The 21176-nt window shown below is 63.6% G+C and carries 13 protein-coding genes; 3 read left to right on the top strand and 10 right to left on the bottom strand.

Features of this window, described 5'->3' with window-relative positions; translation table 11 throughout:
- Positions 1 to 16: 16 nt before the first annotated feature.
- The 5 genes from BM382_RS13935 to BM382_RS13915 form a co-directional block, all read right to left on the bottom strand.
- Positions 17 to 5164, bottom strand: coding sequence for a DNA repair ATPase (locus tag BM382_RS13935; protein ID WP_072443107.1), 5148 nt, complete (start codon positions 5162 to 5164; stop codon positions 17 to 19).
- Positions 5165 to 5340: 176 nt separating this feature from the next.
- Complete coding sequence (locus BM382_RS13930) at positions 5341 to 7416, bottom strand: flotillin family protein (RefSeq protein WP_011059462.1); 2076 nt, start codon at positions 7414 to 7416, stop codon at positions 5341 to 5343.
- Positions 7417 to 7453: 37 nt separating this feature from the next.
- Positions 7454 to 8095 (bottom strand): OB-fold-containig protein, encoded by a 642-nt coding sequence (locus BM382_RS13925; RefSeq protein ID WP_011059461.1) that lies wholly within the window; start codon positions 8093 to 8095, stop codon positions 7454 to 7456.
- Positions 8096 to 8161: 66 nt separating this feature from the next.
- Complete coding sequence (locus tag BM382_RS13920; protein WP_041116143.1) at positions 8162 to 8857, bottom strand: PspA/IM30 family protein; 696 nt, start codon at positions 8855 to 8857, stop codon at positions 8162 to 8164.
- Between the two features lie 15 nt (positions 8858 to 8872).
- Positions 8873 to 9493, bottom strand: coding sequence for a biofilm formation regulator BacA (locus BM382_RS13915; RefSeq protein WP_011059459.1), 621 nt, complete (start codon positions 9491 to 9493; stop codon positions 8873 to 8875).
- Between the two features lie 320 nt (positions 9494 to 9813).
- On the opposite strand from BM382_RS13915, the gene BM382_RS13910 reads away from it, so the two are divergent.
- Together BM382_RS13910 and BM382_RS13905 are read left to right on the top strand one after the other, a co-directional pair.
- Positions 9814 to 11013: a CaiB/BaiF CoA transferase family protein gene (locus BM382_RS13910; protein WP_015634286.1), complete on the top strand. Its 1200-nt coding sequence runs from the start codon at positions 9814 to 9816 to the stop codon at positions 11011 to 11013.
- 76 nt (positions 11014 to 11089) lie between these two features.
- Positions 11090 to 11941, top strand: a complete 852-nt coding sequence (locus tag BM382_RS13905; protein ID WP_015634285.1) for a TIGR02285 family protein — start codon at positions 11090 to 11092, stop codon at positions 11939 to 11941.
- A gap of 168 nt (positions 11942 to 12109) precedes the next feature.
- Here the strand turns inward: BM382_RS13905 and BM382_RS13900 are convergent, their stop codons facing one another.
- Entirely contained in the window at positions 12110 to 12397 is a 288-nt protein-coding gene (locus BM382_RS13900; RefSeq protein ID WP_072443104.1) for a DUF3509 domain-containing protein, read from the bottom strand.
- 208 nt (positions 12398 to 12605) lie between these two features.
- Between BM382_RS13900 and BM382_RS13895 the strand changes: the two genes are divergently transcribed.
- Positions 12606 to 13268: a response regulator gene (locus BM382_RS13895; RefSeq protein ID WP_011059455.1), complete on the top strand. Its 663-nt coding sequence runs from the start codon at positions 12606 to 12608 to the stop codon at positions 13266 to 13268.
- On the opposite strand, the gene BM382_RS13890 is transcribed toward BM382_RS13895, so the two are convergent.
- The 4 genes from BM382_RS13890 to BM382_RS13875 all read right to left on the bottom strand — a co-directional run bounded on the left by BM382_RS13890 (position 13265) and on the right by BM382_RS13875 (position 21139).
- Positions 13265 to 14524 carry an EAL domain-containing response regulator gene (locus BM382_RS13890; RefSeq protein WP_011059454.1) on the bottom strand — a complete coding sequence of 420 codons (1260 nt, stop codon included), beginning with the start codon at positions 14522 to 14524 and terminating at the stop codon, positions 13265 to 13267. The genes BM382_RS13895 and BM382_RS13890 overlap by 4 nt on opposite strands.
- Before the next feature lie 90 nt (positions 14525 to 14614).
- Positions 14615 to 18217: an ATP-binding protein gene (locus BM382_RS13885; RefSeq protein ID WP_072443102.1), complete on the bottom strand. Its 3603-nt coding sequence runs from the start codon at positions 18215 to 18217 to the stop codon at positions 14615 to 14617.
- Positions 18218 to 18317: 100 nt separating this feature from the next.
- Entirely contained in the window at positions 18318 to 19727 is a 1410-nt protein-coding gene (gene thrC / locus BM382_RS13880) for a threonine synthase (RefSeq protein ID WP_011059452.1), read from the bottom strand.
- A 107-nt stretch (positions 19728 to 19834) separates the two neighbouring features.
- On the bottom strand, positions 19835 to 21139 hold the full coding sequence (locus BM382_RS13875) for a homoserine dehydrogenase (RefSeq protein WP_011059451.1): 1305 nt from the start codon (positions 21137 to 21139) through the stop codon (positions 19835 to 19837).
- Positions 21140 to 21176: the final 37 nt, after the last annotated feature.

Below are 21176 nucleotides of genomic sequence, written 5' to 3'. Positions count from 1 at the left end.
GCCGGCAAGCCGGCTCCTACGGTTGGGAGTCCTTGAGGGTCGGAACCTCGCCGTTACTGAGCATCTGGCTCAGTTCGTCGAGGCGCGTGGCAATGTCGCCAATGCGCTGGTGGCTGTGCAGGTCGACATCGATCTTCTTGTGCATGACCTTGAGCAGCGGCAGGAAACTCTGCTCCAGGTGCTCGGAGAGGTTCTCCAGCACTTCACGCATGCCTTGCTGCGGCGCGGGCCGGGCCAGGCCGCGCACGCCTTCCACCAGATCGTTGAGCTGGGCCACGACGCGGGTACCGACATCGCTGTCGCTGCCGCCCATGGAACGGTTGCGCACGAAGTCGCGCTTGATCTGGGTCCAGCGCTCGCTCTGCTCCGGGGTCTGGTTACCGCGCAGCTCGGCGAGCTTGAGCAGGTTCTCTTCGGCGCCGGTGGTCAGCAGCTGGGATTCGCCCTGGTAGTGGTCGGCCAAGAGTTGCAGGAGCTCGGCATCGTTCATCACCGCCGAGATCTTCTCGGCCATCTTGTTCATGTTGCGGTAGCTGCCCTGCAGCTTGAACGGCGGCTCACTGCGGTACTGGTCGGCCTGGGCGGCGCTGGCGATGTACTGCTGGTTGACCCGCAGCACCACATCGCGCACCTGCATCAGGCGTTGCAGGGTGGTGGTGATCTCGTTGATCTCGGCACCGCTGTAGCTGTGGCTCAGCTCGTTGCTGGAGAAGGCCTTGCCCTCGGCCTTGGCGACGAAGCGGTAGACGTCCGCCATGTCGCGGGTGGCCAGTGGCGCCAGCACCGGGTTGGAGGTGAGGCCGTTTTCGATGTAGCTCAGGGCGAAGGCGTCCTGCATGCCCCCCAGGGTGTCGCCGAGGTTATAGATGTCGGCCCGGTTGGCCAGCATGTCGGGGATCTTGAACACTTCGCCGGACTCGGTATACGGGTTGCCCGACATCACCACGCAGAACTTCTTGCCGCGCATGTCGTAGGTCTTGGTGCGGCCTTTCCACACGCCTTCGATGCGCCGGGTGCCGTCGCACAGCGAGATGAACTTCTGCAGGAATTCCGGGTGGGTGTGCTGGATGTCGTCGACATAGAGCATCACGTTGTTGCCCATCTCCAGGGCCAGGTTGAGCTTCTCCAGCTCCTGGCGCGAAGTGGCGTCCGGCGCCTGGGCCGGGTCCAGGGAACGGACCTGGTGCCCCAGGGCCGGGCCGTTGATCTTCATGAAGATCAGGCCCAGGCGGTGCGCCACGTACTCCATCAGGGTGGTCTTGCCGTAGCCCGGTGGCGAAATCAGCATCAACAGGCCCATCAGGTCGGTGCGCTTGTTCTCGCCCACGGTGCCCATCTGCTTGGCCAGGTTGTCGCCGATAAAGCCCAGGTACACATCGTTGATCAGCTTGTTGCGCACGAACGAGCTCAGCGGCCGCGGCTTGAATTCGCTCAGGCGCAGGGCCGAGCGTTCGCGGCTGATGATGCCCTGGCGCAGGCTCTGGTAACGCTGCAGGCCAGGCAGGAATTGTTCGCGGTGAGCCCGCAGGCGAGCGAAGAAGCCGTCCACGGTGAGTGACAGGCTGCGCTCCTGGATGCGCGGGTGTTCGCCCATCAGGTTGTCGACCTTGAACCGCAGATCGACTTCGGTGATGCGCTTGACAAAGTCTTCCCGCAGCAGCGACAGGGCCACCGCCTCGGGCACGTAGTCGGCCCACTCGGCGAACTCGCCCTCGGCGCACAGGGCCGAGAGCCAGTTCTCGGTCAATGCCCACTGTGCAGCAGGCCGTTCCACCAGCCGCGCCAGGGCCTGCTGGTAGTCGTCCCACATCCGCGCGCCCTGCAGACGCAGGGTCAGGGCTTCCTGCAGCTGCTTGGCGTATTTGCTGAAGGTGAATTCGATGCGTTCTGCGGCCAGTTCCTGAACCAGGTACTCGGCAGCCTCCGGCAACAGCTCCGCGGCCAAGGTGAAGGCGTGCTGCTGATGCCAGTCACCCAGCGCCACGAGGATTTCCTCCTGCAATTGCAGCAAGCCTTCACGACGCCCGAACAGTTGCTGGATATGCCGGCTGGTACGGGCACGTTCCACCCATTGCCGAGGTTGCGGCTGTTCCTGCTGGCGATCCCAGTAGAGGCAGGCAAAGGCACGGGCAGCCGCGCCGAAACGCAACAGGCCGGCGCTGTCGCGCAGGGGCAGCAGTTGCAGGAGGATCGCTGCGGCGTCGTGGTCGTGGATGCCCTTCTCGTAGCCTTCCTTGTAGCGCGGCGCGGCAAAGTCGCGGATCACCCGCGCCAGTTCTTCAGGGTGCGCCAGCAAGGGTTTCAGGCTTTCCAGGCTCAGGCCTTCCTCGCCCCGATCGGCGGCGTCCAGCACTTGCCCGGCCAGGTATTCGGCGCGGTACAACTGGGCCGATTCCGACTCCAGGGCCACCTGCCAGAAGTCCCGCAGGGCCTCCAGCTCGGGGTCGCGCAGGGGTTCGAGGAAATCCGTGCCGGTGAGGTGCAGGTGCAGCTCATCGCCCCGGGGCATCAGGGTCAGGTCCAGCTCCTGGGTGTTGACGCTGAAGCGGTGGCGCGGCCCCAGCTTGATGACGTTGCCGCCCTCTTCGAACAGCTCGGTCTTGTCGCGCAGGGCACGCACGGCCTGGTCCCGGGCGCCCTTGAGGCGCGACTCGACATCGTCGGCCTTGACGCTGTCCTTGAGCTCGCGCAAGCGCTCGGCCAGCTCCCGCAGCTTGAGGATCAGCGGGTCGGCGGCGAAGAACGCATTGAGCTCTTCGGCCTGGGTGAACTTGGCGGTGCGCCGACCGAGGCTGTCGAGAATCCGCCGCGCGGCATCCAGCAGGCCCTGGGCCTTGCGCTGGCGCTCGTCGAGCAGCGATTGCTTGTGGGCCTCGAAGGTTTCCAGCAACTCCTCGCGCTTGCCGAGGATGTCGCCGAGGAACTGTTCGTGATCGCCGAAACGGCTTTCCAGTTCCTCCAACTGCACCAGCAAGCGCGACAGCTGCTCGTCGCAACGCTCGGGGTCCTGGGCCTGGGCCAGGGCGTTGGTGATGCCCTGGCTGAAGAGTTTGAACTGGGCGCCGAACTGGGCCACGGTCTCGATCGAGCCCAGGGCCTTACGCCGTTGTTCGGCGCGGGCCTTGGCCTGGTTCAGGCGGGCGTAGATCTGCGAGATGGATTCGATGATGCGGGTGCGCTGGGTGGCGTCGTCGATCTGCAACGAGGCCATCAGGCTCGACAGCATGTCCAGGTCCCCGGCCATGGCTTGCAGAGCGCCCAGGGGCTCGCTGAGCTGGGCCACGGTTTCGGCTTTCTGCGCCTGGGCGTCCAGGGTTTCGAGCTGGGTGACGAAGGGTTGCAGGGCCTGCTCGCTGGCAAGGAAGGTCGCGGTGCCGGCGGCAGTGCGTTCCTGGGCCTTGAGCAGCGCGGCTTCCATGGCGTCGATGCGCGCCACGTCGATGTAGCGGTAGTCGCGAATGGTCAGCAGCAGGCCGCGCTGGGTGGTGATGCCGTTCAGCGCATCGACGAAGCTCTGCACCTGGTCCCAGCTGTCCACCAGCAGGCTGTCCAGCAGGGCTTTCTGCTTGGCCTCCGCGGCCACCATGGCCTGGTCCGACTGGCGGCGGATGCTTTCGACCTTCTCGTATTCGTCCAGCACCAGCTCCGACGTGGACGCCACTTCCCGCAGCAGCGGCGCCAGGCCGTCCAGCTCGTCGCTGCCCAGCCAGTGGTACACATCGAACAGCCGACGGGTGTTCTGGCACAGCAGCGAGTAGCGCTGCACCGACACCGCCGGGGTGTCGATCTCGCGGCACAGGTCATAGAGATCGGAAACGCTGCGCACCAGTTCGGCGTTGCCGATGCGCCCGAGGAAACCGCTGCGGGTCGGCTGCCGCGCGGCGTACTCCTCGGTGAAGAACGGTGTCTGCCAGACCTGCATCGGGTGGACCCGGGTCGGCTCGTCGCCCTCGGCGGCGAAGATCACCATGCGCCCGTCTTCCAGCCGCGCGTAGCCGTGGCCGAACAGCGGGTTCTGCAACTGGCGGTTGATCATGTTGTAGGTCAGCAGCACCGAGCGGCCCTGCTCCGGGTGGTAGAAGATGTACTGCACATCTTCACCGTTGGGCGAGCGCACAGAGCGCTTGTAGCGCATGCCCTCCATGGACTGCTCGAAGGTCTTGTACTCGCCGCTTTGCAGGTAGTAGCCGCCGGGGAAGATGATCCCGTGGTCCTCCGGCAACTGCACACAGGCCAGGCCGATGGCGTCGATGCGCTCCACCTGGCGAGTCAGGCTGTTGAACACCAGGTAGCGCCACTGCTCTTCGCGGTACGGCAAGACCTTGAGCAGGATTAGGCTGCCCAGGCGGGCGAATTCGATCTGCGAGTCGTCCAGGGACTGGGTCTTGTCCAGCACCTCTTCGCGGTAGATGCCCAGGCCCGATTCGGTGTTGTTCTCGACCTTGATGGTCAGGTCGCCGCCGATGGTCTCGACGAACACCGTGTCGAGGATGTTCAGGTGCGGAAAGCGGCCTTCGACCACCATCTCGCGGGTGGCTTTCTTCCATTCGAAATCGAAGGGTGCCGGCAGGGCGATATCCCGCTCGCCACGGTTGTCGATGTAACGGACATCACGCCCGTCCACCGAGATCGACCAGCGGAACACCCGCACATCGGTGACCCGCTCGCCGATCTGGAAACTTGCCAGCAGCTTGCCGTCACGGATCGCCAGCTGCAGCAGGCGGGTGTTCTTGTAATAGGTATAGAGCTCGTTGAAATCGTTGAGGAAGCCCTGGGCCGCCAAAAAGCTGCCTTCCAGGGGCACGGGCTCGGCCTCGTAGCCTTCGCCCTCTTCCACCAGCCGGTAGAGGGAAAACACGTCAGCGACGCTGGTTTCCTTCTTCAGGCCGATAAACACGTTGTAGCCGAACAGCAGGCAGTCGCCGACCTGGACGATGTCCCGGGCGATGCAGTTGTTCTCGGTACGGATGCGCACCCGCCCGACCACTTCCATGCGGCTGTTGCCGAACTCGTCGAGACGCCGCTGGTTGAGGTCGTCAGTGGTGGCCCGCAGGCGCTGGCCCTGGTCCAGCAGGCGCTTGTGCAGCACCTCATAGGCGCCGCCTTCGGCGACGGCCTTGTCCAATACGTCCTGTGGGGGAGTTGCGACTTGAGCGTCCGACATCGTGGCCTTCCTGGATCTACGGCGGTATGCAAAAAAGCGGGCTCCTCAAACCTGGAGCCCAGCACCTGAAACCAGTCAGCTGAAACCCGCCGCCTGACACCTGCCCTGCAGCCGTCGATAAAAACGACGGCTACAGGATCAGGCGAGGGCTGGCGAATCAGCTGTGGTCAGGCATTTCAGGCTTCGGCAGACGGAGCGTCGGCCTTGCGCGTAACGGCAGCGGCGGCCAGCTCAGCGGCTACGGCCGGAGCGCCCTTGCCATTGAGCAGGCGTGCCAGCACGTCCTGGACCACCGGGCTCTTGCCCACCACGCCCTCGATGGCCTTGCCCACCGACAGCGACTTGGCGAAGGAATTGAAGAAGTCGCCTTCGCCGCCGACGATCTCGATCTTGGCCTTGCTGAGGGCAGCCGACAGCACTTCGGCCTGGTCCTTGGCGATTTCCTTGTTGGCGGCGATGGCGGCCATCGCTTCCTCGAAGTTCTTCTCCAGTTGCATGCGGAACTCTTCGTGGGACCGCGCGCTGTCGCTGAGGGAGTCCAGGGCACCGAACTTCTTGCCCAGGCCTTCGGCTTCGGCGTTCAGGCGCTGCAGCAGCACTTCGGCTTCGGCCGAACCCAGGTCCTTGGTGGCCTTGGCCTTGGCCGCGCCCAACTGTTCTTCGCCACGGGCCTGGGCACCGAGCTTCTCTTCCATGACCTTGGCCTCAGCGAGGCCGTCCTTCTCTTTGGCGGCCGCCTGGGCTTCCATGATGCGGGCGTCGGCCAGGCCTTTTTCCTGCTCGCCACGGGCTTCGGCAATCAGCTGCTCGGTGCGTACGCGAGCCTGGGCCAGGCCTTCTTTTTCCTGGGCCGCTGCGGTGATTTCCAGCACCCGGGCATCGGCCAGGCCAGGCGCGGCGCGCTCGGCTTCCAGGCCTTCGGCCAGGCGTTTCTTGGCTTCGGCCTGCTTGGCCGCGGCTTCCAGTTCGGCCTGGGCCAGGTTGTTGATTTCCACGGCCTTGTGCTTGGAACGGGTCTCGTCGGCTTCGGCCTGCTTCACCTGGCGCACCAGGTCCTGCTCGGCTTCGGCCTGGGCCTGGATCACCACCACTTGCTTGGCGCGCTCGGCTTCGGAGACTTCGCGTACTTCCTTGATCCGCTCTTCTTCCTGGGCCACGGTCTTCTCGACCGCTACCCGCTCACGGATCACGGTGGCGATGTTCTTGCGCTGTTCTTCCAGAGCCTTTTCTTTCTCGATGCGTTGCAGTTCCACTTCACGCTCGCGGGCCACCACTTCCAGGTCCTTGGCGCGGGTGACTTTCTCGACTTCGATGACCACCGCACGCTGACGGTTCTGCTGGGCCACTTCGACTTCGCGCTGATGGTTCTCGGTGCGTACGTCGATTTCCTGCTGGGACTGAATGCGTGCTTGCTCGGCCTTCAGGCGCTCTTCTTCCTTGACCTTGGCGGTCTCGGCTTCCTCGCGGGCGCGGATGGTTTCGATCTCGCGCTTCTGCCGGGCTTCGGCGTCGGCCTGCTGGCGTTCGAGGGACAGCGAGGCTTCGCGGGTCTCGACGTTCTTCTTCTGGATCGCCAGTTCCTGGTTGCGCTCCAGTTCGTTGGTGATGACGTTCTGCGCCGCGGTCAGCTCGGTGATCTTGCGGATACCCTCGGCGTCGAGAATGTTGCTCGGGTCCAGGGAGTGCTTGGCGGTCTGCTCCAGGTAGTCGATGGCCACGTCTTCCAGCACATAGCCGTTGAGGTCGTTGCCGATGATCTCGATGATGCGGTCGCGGAAGTCCTGGCGGTTCTCGAACAGCTGGACGAAATCGAACTGCTTGCCCACGGTCTTCAGCGCTTCGGAGAACTTGGCGTTGAACAGTTCGTTGACCGCGGCGCGGTCGGAGGCACGGTCGACACCGATGGCCTTGGCCACCTTGAGCACGTCTTCCTGGGTTTCATTGACCCGCAGGTAGAAGGCCACGGTGATGTCGGCGCGCATGTTGTCGCGGCAGATCAGCCCGTCCTTGGCCCGACGGTCGACTTCCAGGGTGATCAGCGAGATGCGCATGAACTCCTTGAGGTGGATCACCGGGTACACCAGGGCACCGGTGAAATGCACCTTGGGGGTCGAGGACATGTCGTTGACAATCAACGCCGTGCCTTGGGGAACCTTGATATAGAAGGCCTTGAACAAGGCCAACAGGCCGAAGACCACCAGGACGACGAGGCCGATCCCGAGCAGGATGGGCAGCAGCGACGGTAAATTCATGCAATCAATCTCCTTTGATTCTTGAGGGAGCCCGGGCTCAGAGGCCGCGAAACTCGTCCTCTGTAATGACCCGATAGGCGTGTTGCGCCTCCAGATACTCCAGTAACACGACGCGATCGCCGCGTTTGAAAGCTCGTGCCTCATCGGCACGCACACGCAGGATCAGGCCCGCGCCGCCGTCCTCGAGCACGGCTTCGCCATGTTCCAGGGTGACTCTGCCGCTGCGTACCACAGCCGTCTGCCCCAGCACCGACTTGCTGCTGGTGGCCTCCATCTTGAGAAACAGCGGGCGCAGCGGACGACAGATCGTCGCGCTGATGGGCGCTGCCAGGAACAGTGCGAGCACCGCCAGCAACAGGCCCAGGGGATAGCGCAGCCAACCCAGGGGCAGGTGGCTGAGCACGTAGAGTTCGGCGAAATAGGTCAGGAACCAGCTGAAGAACATCAGCAGGGTCAGCACCAGGGTGACCGGCACCCCGTTGAGTTTGAACTTGATCAGCAGCCCGGCCAGGCCTTCGCCGGCGTGGGCACTGTCGAGCAGCGAGTCGGCCTCGAAGTCCAGCAGGTCGACTTCAAGCATGCCCATGGCCACCACGGCCCAGTAGATCACGGCCAGGCAGAGCATGAAGCTGAACAGCACTGTGGGGAACGACAACACTGTCTGCAGGAAGATTTCCATTGCTTTCCTATCCCTGAAAAAGCCGGGCAAGGCCAGGCGGCCCCGCCCCTACAACACAACGGTGAATCAGGACTTGCTACGGTCCTTGAGGCGCGCCAGCACGCTGTCGGCGCTGGTGCTGCCAGCTACGATCCCGGCTTCACGCAACTTGGCATCCAGGGCATCGTCCGGGCTGCTGGTATTGGCCAGCTCGGCCGCGGCGTCCATCTTTGCCGCGCGCTCGGCCTGCTTCTGCTTGATCCGCTCCAGGGACTCCACGGCGGTGTGCAGCTTGCTCTGGGAGCCGCCGTAGCGCTGGGCCACGGCCTGCTGGGCCTTCTGCACGCTTTCGGTGGCCTTGACGGTATCCACCTGTTGTTTCAAATGCTTGATATTGCCCTCGGCCTGGGTCACGGCCTTGCGCAACTGCGCGACGCTGGCGGCAAAACCATCGGCCTGCTCACGCTCCACGGCCAGGTCATTTTCCAGGTTGGCGATCTTTTGCGCCACTTCCTGGGCAAGGGCTTCGTTGCCCGCTTCCAGGGCCTTGAGGGCGTAGCTTTCATACTCGGCGATCTTGGCCGCGCTGCCGTTGGCGCGCTCGGCGGCGAGTTTCTGCCGGGCCATGATCTCGGCCAGGGCTTCCTTGGACTTGCGCAGTTCCTGATCGGCGTCGCGGATCTCCTGATCGAGAATCCTCAGTGCCTGGCTGTCCACCAGGGCCTCGCCCGCCTCATTGGCACCACCGCGCAGCGCGGTGAGCAGCTTGCTCCATACGTTCATGTGCATTCCTCCAGGTCAGGCCTGAGCCTTCAGGTAGCCTTCGTAGGCCTCGGTTGCCCTGATCACGTTGCTGGCCAGGGTTTCGATCTCGTAGAGCACGTTGGAGAGAATCGAGGTTGCGCTCAGGGCGCCGTACATCATGTAGTGGCGCTCACCGCCAAAGCGGGTTTCCAGGCCGATGCTCGACAGCGGGAACAACTGGCGGCTGAGCAACACTTCCTCGTTGAACGCGGCCACATCGGTCACTTCGCTTTGCGGCCACAGCAGCGCCTCCACCAGGATCTGCTCGCCGGACAGGGCCACGAACAACGGCAGGTCGCCGTATTCGCGCATGGTCACGTGCAAGCTCGGCTCGGCACCCTCCAGCAGTTCAACGCTGGCTTCGCCACTGCTGAACAACTCGGTGGCTACCAGGGCCTGGCACAGCGATCGGGCATTCCAGATCTGCGGCATGCTCATTTCTCCATCCTTTTCCACAGGAGCCAGCCCTTCTGAGGGCTGACGCAGTTTGCGTTCAACCGCCAACAACGCCTGGGCGTTCTCCGGCAGTATCCAGACTTCCTTTTTCACCAAGCCCTGATCACGCAGGCGCTGGCGGAATAAACGTTGGTAATGGGCTGAGGATTTGTTTTCCATGGCGCAGAGACTAAAACATCACATGTAAGGTTTTCAATTCATCACATGTAAAATTTACAGGCGACATTTGTAACAAGAAATATCAGGAAGATCGCTCGGCAAACAGCCGCAAGGCATCCATCGCTGCATAGACCCTTTTACAGCTTTCGCAACCGCTCTTTTTTCAAGCGGCGTCATTAAACCCTGCCGCCCAATGGAATGAGAAGCACAATAATCCTTGGCCCGGGCGGGAAATAATCGGCAAAGGCAGGCGTCAGGCGCTGCCTTAATGGCGACCAATGGTCTAGGCTAGGCGGATTTTCCTGCCCAGCGGATGCCCCATGACCAGCCTCAGCAAGCCCCTCGCCGGATTGAAAGTGATAGAACTCGGCACCCTGATCGCCGGCCCTTTCGCCGCGCGCATCTGCGCCGAGTTCGGTGCCGAGGTGATCAAGGTCGAGTCACCCGATGGCGGCGATCCGCTGCGCAAGTGGCGCAAGCTGTATGAAGGCACCTCGCTGTGGTGGTTCGTCCAGGCACGCAACAAGAAGTCCCTGACCCTGAACCTCAAGCACCCGGAAGGCCTGGCGGTGCTCAAGCAACTGCTGGGCGAAGCGGACATCCTGATCGAGAACTTTCGCCCCGGCGTGCTGGAAAAACTCGGCCTGGGCTGGGACGTGCTGCACGCCCTCAACCCCAAACTGGTGATGGTGCGGCTATCGGGCTTTGGCCAGACCGGGCCGATGAAGGACCAACCGGGCTTCGGCGCGGTGGGCGAATCCATGGGCGGCCTGCGCTACATCACCGGTTTCGAGGACCGCCCACCGGTGCGCACCGGAATTTCCATCGGCGACTCCATCGCTGCCCTGTGGGGGGTGATCGGCGCGCTGATGGCGCTGCGTCACCGTGAGGTCAACGGCGGCCAGGGGCAGGTGGTGGACGTGGCGCTGTACGAGGCGATCTTCGCCATGATGGAAAGCATGGTTCCGGAGTTCGATGTATTCGGTTTCATCCGCGAACGCAGTGGCAACATCATGCCCGGCATCACCCCTTCGTCGATCCACACCAGTGCCGACGGCAAGCACGTGCAGATCGGCGCCAACGGCGATGCGATCTTCAAGCGCTTCATGCTCCTGATCGGCCGTGAGGATCTGGCCAATGACCCGGCTCTGGCCAGCAACGACGGGCGCGACACCCGCCGCGACGAACTCTATGGGGTGATCGATCGCTGGGTGGCGTCCCTGCCCCTGGAGCAGGTGCTGGAGCAGTTGAACCAGGCCGAAGTCCCGGCGAGCCGGATCTTCAGCGCCGAGGACATGTTCCACGACCCGCAATTCCTCGCCCGGGAAATGTTCCTCCAGGCCAGGCTGCCGGACGGCAAGGCCTTCAAGATGCCCGGCATCGTGCCAAAGCTCTCGCAGACTCCGGGCTCGGCCGACTGGGTCGGCCCCGAGCTCGGCGAACACTCCAGCGAAGTTCTGGCCGGCCTGGGCTACAGCAGCGAGCAGATCCAGGACCTGCGCAACTCTGGGGCAATCTAAGCTGAAACAGCCGTCTCACACTGCCCCCCCGCAACGGGCCCAGCGACGCCCAAGGCCAGGCCTTGGCCGGTTGACGATGGCGCTCGCGACCTGCCTGCTGTGGCTGCCCTGCGCCCCCGGCCACGCCGGCGAAATGCTCACCTGGCTGCTGCGCGACCTGCCGCCGCTGAATATTTTCGAGGGCCAGCAAAAAGGTCGAGGAGTGGTCGACCTGCTGATGCCGCAATTGATTGCCAGCCTGCCGGAGTACCAGCACGAACTGGTACGGGTCAATCGCGCCCGGGGCATGCAGATGTTGCGCGACCCCAGCTTCACCTGTGATCCGGCGCTGATCTGGAACAAGGAGCGTGCGCAATGGGTGGCCTTTTCCATCACCAGCTTTCGAGTGCTGAGCAATGGCCTGGCGATCCGCCGTGCCGACCGTGAACAGATCGCGCACTTCATCCATGACGGCAAGGTCGACCTGCATGGCCTGCTCGACAGCGGCAAGGAACTGATCGGGGTGGTGGCCGAGCGCAGCTACGGGCAACAGCTCGACAACCTGCTGCAGCAGGTTGCTCCGCAGCAGATCCGCGCCCACTACGGCAACGACGCCCTGGGCAGCCTGCTGCAGATGCAGCGCCTGGGGCGCCTGCAACTGCTGTTGGGCTACTGGCCGGAAATCCGCTACCAGGCCGTGCAGCAGGGCATGGACCCGCAGGATCTGGAGTTCTACCCGGTCGAAGGCACCAGCAAGTATCAGGAAATCCACGTCGGCTGCTCCGATACCCCGCAGGGCCGCAAAGCCATCACCCGGATCAACCAGGCCCTGCTCAAGCTGCGCGAGGAGCGACTGGTGGAGTTGTATGCCGCCTGGCTGGACCCCGGAATGCGCGATGAATACCGCGCCGATGCCCGGGCCTACTTCCAGGACTTGAAGGACCACTGACAAACGCCGGGCAAAAAGAAACCCCGAGAAGTGGGGAGACGACTCGGGGTTAAACGTGGTCTTTGCAGACCCGTACCAGCAGGCCACAAGCACCGGAGCACAATGCCTGATCCTGCTGATACTGAGTCTGACTGACGGGCCTGGCGGAAGGTTCCGTAAAATTTCAGATCAATTGCGCCGGGCGAACGCCTTGTCTTCGGCGGCATGGCGCAGGGCGGCGATCACGCAGGGTTCGAGCCGGCCTTCGACGATCAGCACATCACGGTGCAGGCCGTCCACCACATCAGTGAGCAGGCGCTTGTCAGTGAGCTGGGCCCGATTGACCTCACGCTCCACCACGATGGCGCCGGCAGCATTCTTCAAGGTCACCAGGCATTCGCCCCGAGCCCCGCAAGGCGTCAGAGCAACCTGGTAAGGGCTCAGGGCCTCACTCAATAAAAGACTGATACTTTCCATCTAGATCACCACTCAATAGCTCGAATTAAAGGTTCGAAAACAAAAATGCCGGTAGCTTTCTGACATTCAAGTGACCATCGCTCAGAGAAGAAAGTTCGCCACACCTACTGCTGCCGACCTGAGTCAACCGAGCATGCACGGGTAATATGACAGCTGAAAAACGGCCGACCAGGCGCAAACAACGCCGCCTTTGCATTGGAGCTCAGCTTTGAAAGCAACGACGAACAACAAATTGCGCATCATCCTTGCCGACGACCACCCGATCTTCCTCATTGGCCTGCGCGCCGTCCTGGAACAGGACGACAGCCTGGCCATCGTCGGCGAGGCCAGCTCGCCCTCCGCCCTGGCGCAACTGATGCAGGAGATCGAATGCGATGTGCTGGTGACGGATTTCATGATGCCAGCCGAACAGCAGAACGACGGCCTGCGCCTGATCGAACAGCTGCGCCGCCGCCACCCCGACCTGCCCATCGTGGTGGTGACCATGCTCAACCACCCCGGGCTGTTCCGCTCGATCCTCGATCTGGGAGTAACGGGCCTGCTGAGCAAGGCCAGCCTGGCGGACGAGCTGCCGACTGCCATCGCCCGGGCGCGGCAACACAAGCCCTACATCGCCCAGGCCATCAAGCAGGCCCTGAGCCTGGCCGGCGAAGTGGGGCCGGACCGCCTGGTTTCCAGCGATCAGTTGTCGCCGCGGGAGCTGGAAGTGATCCGCCTGTTGGCCGCTGGCCATGCGGTCGGGGAAATTGCCGCGCAACTCAACCGCAGCAAGCAGACCGTCAGTGCGCAGAAGGTCAGTGCCATGCGCAAGCTCGGCCTGTCCAGCGAAGCCGCGCTGTACATCTACGTGCAGGAGCACGGGCTGTCCTAGGCACACAGGCCCTCAGCGCCAGCCCCCTCAGCACCCCGGTCCAGCGCCTGCGCCAGCCACTGGCGCATCTGGGCAGCGCTCATCGGCCCGGCCAGGAAGCAGCCCTGCAGATGGGCCGCCCCCAGGGCCTTGGCCGCCTTATAGTCGGCCTCGCTCTCGATTCCGGCCACCACCACTCCCAGGGACATGCGCCGGGCCATGTTCATCGCCCCACCGACCAGGGCCACCTTGCGCTCGTCGGCCGCCATGCCCGCCACGAACACCGGGGGAATCTTCAACTCGGTAAAGGGCAGTTCCAACAGTCGCTGCAGGCTGGTGCCGCCGATGCCGAAGTCGCCGATGGACAATTTGCAGCCGATCATCCGCAGACGCAGCAGCGCCTCCACATGGGCGGTATCGGTCTGTAGCCGGGTGGTGTCGATGATTTCCAGGGTCAGCAGCCGGGCGGGCACTTCGAAACGCCTGAGCAAGGCCTCCAGCTGACGGGGAAACAGCGGCCGTTCAAGGATGCCGATGGGAATGTTCACTGCCACCGGCAACGAATGGCCCATCACCAGCTTCACCCCGGCCGCCAGCTCCAGGGCCTGTTCCAGCATGTGCCAGGTAAAGATCTCCTGCAGGCCGGCGAACTCGATCAATGGCAGAAACTCCCCGGGCATCAGCAGCCCGCGCTCGGGGTGCTGCCAGCGGGCCAGGGCCTCGACCCCCTGGAGCTCGCCGTGGGGCTGGATGACCGGCTGGAAATGCGCCACGCCGTGGCCCAGGATAGCCGCCAGCCCTTCCTCCTGGGTGACGCTGTCGAGGGAAAACGGCTCCAGCCCGAGCAAGTCCCGCAGCAACGCCTGGTCCGGCGCCGGCGCCCCCTGCCTGGAGTGCTGCTGGTAGGCCGTGAGCAAGTCGCCGATCACCGTCACCGAGGCCGGCTTGGGCAGGCAGCCCAGCACTTTCAGGCCCAGCTCCCGGGCCATGCCGGCCGCCCCCTCCAGCACATCCTCTTCAGCATCGCTGAGGATGATCAGCGCCCGGGCCCGCTCCTGGCGGGCCAGGTCACGGATCAACTCCAGCCCGTCGGCCTGCTCCAGGTACAGGTCGCAGATGGCGATATCCACCGGCCCCTTGCTGTCCAGCGAACGCCGCGCGGCCTCGACACTCTCGGCGGTCAGGACATTGAACACGCCATTGGCGTTGAGCATCTGGTGCAGGGCCATCAGCTGGAACGAGTTATCTTCGAGAATCAGCACTTTAAGCGAATGCATGGGGCAACCTCCGGTACGACGTGCGTGGCAAGTATCCACAACGAACCGGCAGGTTAATCAGACAATTCCTACGCACACATAGGACAAGTCTTAATCATCCAGGACAGCCTGGATATCACTGCGCAAGCTGGCGATGACCTCCAGCAACAATGGCCAATGACGATCGATGGCCTCGTCCTGCCGCCCCTTGACCAGCCCCTCGAGCTCGATACAGGCCCTGGCCAGGGGCAGGGCATCGATCAGGCAGCACACGCCCTTGAGCCGATGCAGGGTACCCCCAAGGCGTTCCCGGTCGCGGGCCTGGTGCGCCGCTTCCAGCGCCTGCTGCTCCTCGGCGAGGTTGCGCAACAACTCGTGCAGCATGCGTTGCAGCACCTGGTCGTCGGCCTGGGTCATGCTGCGCAAGGTCTGGATGTTGAAGGATGGCGGCGGCAGGAAGCGCGCCAGGGCCTGGGCCAACTGATCCAGGGTTACCGGCTTGACCAGCAGTTGATCCATTCCGGCCTCCTCGCAGCGCTCGCGCTCGTCTTCAAAGGCATTGGCGGTGCAGCCGATCACCGGACAACGCCCGCGCCCTTCCTGTGCCTCGGCCTGGCGTATCGCCTCGGCCAGGGCGTAGCCGCTCATGTCCGGCATGTTGCAGTCAGTCATCACCACGTCGAAGGTGCCGCCACGCCATTGCTGCAACGCCTCCCGGGCATTGTCACAGGCCACCACCCGGTGCCCGAGGAACATCAGTTGCTGGCACAGGACCATGCGGTTGGCGCTCAAGTCATCCACCACCAGCACCTCCATGCTCCGGCTCGGCGGACGTTCCTGCGTCGACGCCGGCCCAGACTCGAAATCGTCACTGACCCGCTCCAGGTACAACTCCAGCGACACCACGGTACCGACCCCGGGCTCGCTGAGCAGGTGAATCCGCCCGCCCATCAGTTCCACCAGTTGCCGGCAGATACTCAACCCCAGCCCGGTGCCGCCGTAGGCTGACGAGGTCATGGCATCGGCCTGGACAAAAGGCGTGAACAGCTTGGCCTGCTGCTCGGCGCTGATACCGCGGCCGGTGTCCGCAACGCTGATGCGCAGGCACTCAAGGCCGGACTCGCCAGGCTGGCACTCCACCGTCATCCGCACCTCGCCCTGGGCGGTGAATTTCAGCGCGTTGCTCAACAGGTTGTGCACTACCTGGCGCAGGCGCGCCGGGTCGAACAGATAACGGCCCTTGGCCCGCTCACTGAACACCAGCTGCAACTGCACGCCCTGGTTGCGCGCCGTGACCTCGAACAACTGCCGGATACTCTCGAAAAACGGCTTGAGGGCGGTGACCTGGGGCACCAGGTGCATATACCCGGCCTCGATCTTGGCCAGGTCCAGGCTATCGCCCATCAGGCCGATCAATTCCTGGGCAGACTGGTAAGCCACCCGCAGGGCTTCGGAAAAGGGCACGCCGCGCAGCCGCGCCTGCTCTTTCTCCAGCTCCAGCAGGCCAAGGATGGCGGTCATCGGTGTGCGGATCTCGTGGCTCATGGTGGACAGGAAAGCCGTCTTCGCCGCGTTGGCCTGATCGGCCGCCTGGCGCGCCTCCACCAGTTGGTTCTCCAGGCGCTTGCGCTCGGTGATGTCGATCCAGCCGCCCAGCAAGCCCTGCAACTGCCCTTCTGCACTGTAGAAGGGCACCGCCCACTGATAGACATCGATAGGGCCATCCCTGGACTCCACCTGTCGGTCGGCGAACACCGACTCACCGGAGGCCAGCAACTGCATGAACTCACCATGCAACTGCTGGGCGGTGGCCGGCGGCAGGATGTCCAGTTCGGTCAGTTGCCGCCCCTGGATCTGCGCCAGGCTGGTGCCCAATTGCTGTTCATAACTCTTGTTGCAGGTCATCAAACGCCCCTGCAGGTCGCGCACGAAAATCGGGTTGGGAATACCGTCGAGCAAAGCCCGCTTGAACACCAGTTGATCATTGAGCCGCTGTTCGGCCAGCAATCGCTGCTGGATCTGGCGCTTGAGGCGACTGTTCCAGGCCAGGGAAATCAGGCCGAACAGCAGTGCTGTGGCAATCGCCCAATACACCCAGTTCGGCACGCGCTGCCAGGCAGGCACCGGCACTGGCGTAGCCCCCAGCCATTTCAGGCGCAGAGCGCTGAGCTCCGCTACCGGCAAGGCTTCCAGTGCCTTGTTGAGAATGCTCAGCAGCTCGGGCTGGTCCTTGCGCACGGAAAACTCGTCGGCCGACCAGGTGCCCTCGACACTGCGCCCTACCATCACCCCGGTCTCGGCCGGCCCCAGGGCCTGCACCTCGCTCTGGATAGTCGCCATGGCCTCGCCATTGCTGACCAGGGCCCGGGCCTCTTCATAGCTGGCAACGCTGCGCAGGCGAATGTCCGGGTAGTTGCGCCGGATAAAGCTCTCCAGGGTGTGCCGGGCCGGAAGCACCAGCACCTCCCCCGCCATCTGCTTCAGGCTGCTCAGGCGCCGGTCCTCGGGACGCACCACGAACACCCAGGCCGCGCCGCCGAAGGCATGGGAGAAGTTCAGGAACAACCGCCGGTCATCGCTGGCCGTGAGGGTGGTGTTCATCTGCGCCTCCCCGCTTTCCAGCAGTTCCAGAGTCTGGGCAGTAGTCTGGCTTTCCTTCTGCACGAAATGCAGCCCGGTCATGCGCGAGATACGGTTGAGCAGGTCGATATTGAGGCCGGTCCACTGGCCTTCCTTGTCCTTGAACACATGGGGCGGGTATTGCTGGGAGGCCACCACCACATGCTGGTGCTGGAGGATCCAGGCCTGTTCCTGGGCGCTGAGCTCGATCGGCTCGGCGAAGTTGCTCGCCCCAAGGCCAGTGGTCCAGCGTGCCTGGATTTCCCGGCGTATGGATTCATCGATGCTTTGCAGGGCCTTTTCCAGCAACTGCGCCAGCAGCACATTGCTGTCGCGGGTGGCGAAGGCAAAGCCGGTGGGCGGCAGGCGGCTTTCCACGTGGATCTGCAACCCCAGGTACGGACGCAGGGCCTTGTAGGCGCGAACGATCACCTCGTTGCCGATGAAGGCGTCGGCATCCCCCTGCTTCACCGCTTCCAGGCCGCTGTAGAGGTTCGGTGAAAGCATGATCTGGCTGTCGGGATAGGCCGCATGGACCTGGGCGGCATTGGCGTAGCCGTCCAGCAGCACCACCTTCTTGCCCGCCAGGTCGTCACTGGGCTGCGGCTCGTCCCGACGCACCACGACCACCGCCAGGTCCGGCATGTAGTCACTGGTAAAACGCAGCCCCGGCGCTCCGCGCTCATAGCCGTTGGCACTGGTCAGCACATCGATGGTGCCGTTGCGCAGCGCTTCCACCGCCTGCTCGCGCTCGGAAAAGCCCAGGACCTCCATGGACGTCCCCAGGCGCTCGCCCACCAGGCTCAGGTAATCGGCGCTGATGCCCTGGTAACGGTTACGGTCGCGAGTGATGTCGATGGGCTGGTAGTCATCGATGGAAATCCCCACCCTTAGGGTCCGGTGGCTTTTCAGCCATCGCTGCTCGGCGGGAGCCAGGGGCAAGGGGTCGAGATCGACAAAGGCCGGCACCAACTTGAAAGACAGGTTCTGAGCGGCGTAGGCAGGTGCCGCCCAAGCGAATATTGCACAGACCAGCACAGGCCCGTACAGCCAGCGCTGGACGGGCAGTTTCCGATAGGTTCGACGGCGAATCATCCGGGCCTCCCGACGTCTTGCGAGCCACACTCATGCCACTGGGGCAAGAAAAAACAAAGCCCGTCAGAAGACGGGCTTGTTAGTCGGCGAAGCCAATGAATCAGAGCGGCTTGCCACGATTGCCGTGCTGGCTGACAAAAGCCTGCACCGCTTTCAGGTCGTTGGCCAGGACCGTGCAGCGCTCTTCACGCTGGAACAGGTCGGACAGGTGCGCCGGCAGCTCCAGAGCCTTGCCGACACCGGCCTTTTCCACCGCATCCGGGAACTTGACCGGGTGCGCGGTGCCCAGGACCACCATGGGTGTATCCAGGCTGCGCCGGCATTCACGGGCGGCCTTGACCCCGATCGCGGTGTGCGGGTCCAGCACTTCGCCGGTCTGGGCGAAGACTTCGGCGATGGTTTCGCAGGTCTGCTCGTCGTTCACCGCCAGGGAGTCGAACAGCTTGCGCGCTTCGGTCCAGCGATCCTGTTCGACGCTGAAACCGCCGCCCTGCTTGAAGCTGTCCATCAAGGCCGCCAGGGCCGCGCCGTTGCGACCGTGCAGGTCGAACAGCAGGCGCTCGAAGTTCGACGAGACCATGATGTCCATGGACGGCGACAGGGTCGCGTGCAGGGTTTCCTTGACGTACTGATTGCCGCTCATGAAGCGGTGCAGGATGTCGTTGCGGTTGGTGGCGACGATCAGTTGGCTGATCGGCAGGCCCATGTTGCGCGCCAGGTAGCCGGCGAAGATGTCGCCGAAGTTGCCGGTGGGCACCGAGAACGCGATGGAACGTGCCGGGCCGCCCAACTGCAGGGCCGCGTGGAAGTAGTAGACGATCTGGGCCATGATCCGCGCCCAGTTGATCGAGTTCACCGCCACCAGGCGAGTGCCCTTGAGGAAGCCCTGGTCGGCGAAGCTGGCCTTGACCATTTCCTGGCAGTCGTCGAAGTTGCCTTCGATGGCGATGTTGTGGATGTTCTCGCCGAGGATGGTGGTCATCTGCCGGCGCTGCACTTCCGATACACGGTTGTGCGGATGCAGGATGAAGATGTCGACGTTGTCGCACCGCTTGCAGCCTTCGATGGCCGCCGAGCCGGTGTCACCGGAGGTGGCACCGATGATCACCACGCGCTCGCCGCGCTTCTCCAGCACGTAGTCCAGCAGGCGACCCAGCAGCTGCAGGGCGAAGTCCTTGAATGCCAGGGTCGGGCCATGGAACAGCTCCAGCACCCACTCGTTGCCGTTGAGCTGACGCAGCGGCGCAATGGCGTTGTGGGAGAAGGCGCCGTAGGTTTCTTCAAGGATCTTCTTGAAATCGGCGTCCGGAATGCTGCCGGTGACGAACGGGCGCATGACCCGGAACGCCAGCTCGTGATACGGCAGGCCAGCCCAGGAAGCGATTTCTTCCTGAGTGAAACGCGGCAGGTTCTCTGGCACATAGAGACCGCCGTCGCTGGCCAGACCTGCCAGCAGCACATCTTCGAAATTCAGGGCCGGTGCCTGGCCACGAGTACTGATATAGCGCATGGGGACAAACCTTCGGTTTGAGCCTCAAGCCGCAAGCTTCAAGCCTCAAGTCAAAGCCGATCAGCTTCTGACTTGGCGCTTGCCGCTTGCCACTTGCGGCTGCTTCATTAATTCAAATGTTCGACGCGGATACGCACCACCGGGCCAACGACGCCCTGCAGGGCCTCCAGGGCGGTGATCGCATCGTTGATGTGCTGCTCCAGAACACGGTGGGTCAGCAGGATCATCGGCACCAGGCCGTCCTGCTCTTCCACTTCCTTCTGCATGATCGATTCGATGTTGATGCCGCGCTCCGAGAGGATGCTCGCCACCTGGGCCAGTACGCCCGGGTGATCCTTGGCCTGGATGCGCAGGTAGTAGGCGCTCTCGCAGGACTCGATCGGCAGGATCGGATGATCCGATAGCGAGTCAGGCTGGAACGCCAGGTGCGGCACGCGGTTTTCCGGGTCACTGGTCATGGCGCGAACCACGTCCACCAGGTCGGCCACCACCGAGGAAGCGGTCGGCTCCATGCCCGCGCCGGCGCCGTAGAACAGGGTCGAACCGGCAGCATCGCCATTGACCATGACCGCGTTCATCACACCGTTGACGTTGGCGATCAGGCGATCGGCCGGAATCAGGGTCGGGTGCACCCGCAGCTCGATACCGGCCTCGGTGCGGCGCGCCACACCCAGGTGCTTGATGCGGTAGCCCAGGGCCTCGGCGTAGTTCACGTCGGCGGTGGTGAGCTTGGTGATGCCTTCGGTGTAGGCCTTGTCGAACTGCAGCGGGATACCAAAGGCGATGGAGGCCAGGATGGTCAGCTTGTGCGCGGCATCGATGCCTTCGACGTCGAAGGTCGGGTCGGCTTCGGCGTAGCCCAGGGCCTGGGCTTCGGCCAGCACGTCTTCAAAGGTGCGGCCCTTCTCGCGCATTTCCGAGAGGATGAAGTTACCGGTGCCGTTGATGATCCCCGCCAGCCAGTTGATACGGTTGGCCGAGAGGCCTTCGCGGATCGCCTTGATCACCGGGATGCCACCGGCCACGGCGGCTTCGAAGGCCACGATCACGCCCTTCTCCTGGGCCTTGGCGAAGATTTCGTTGCCGTGCACGGCGATCAGCGCCTTGTTCGCGGTGACCACGTGCTTGCCGTTCTCGATGGCCTTGAGCACCAGGTCACGGGCCACGGTGTAGCCGCCCACCAGCTCGATGACAATATCGATTTCAGGGTTGGTGGCCACGGCGAAGACATCGTTGGTAATCGCAATACCGGTCGTTTGGAACTGCGGCTTTGGCGTACGGGTAGCAATCTGCGCTACTTCGATTCCACGCCCGGCACGGCGGGCAATCTCCTCGGCGTTGCGCTGAAGTACGTTTAGGGTACCGCCACCGACAGTACCCAGCCCACAGATGCCTACTTTGACCGGATTCACTCTGAACTCCCCATAAAACGGCCGACTCTAGGCCGGC

It is taken from the genome of Pseudomonas sp. NFPP25, assembly GCF_900116505.1.
GTDB classification, from domain to species: Bacteria; Pseudomonadota; Gammaproteobacteria; order Pseudomonadales; family Pseudomonadaceae; genus Aquipseudomonas; species Aquipseudomonas protegens.
Note: the sequence above shows the minus strand (reverse complement) of the source record. Positions and strands in the feature narration are given on the sequence as shown.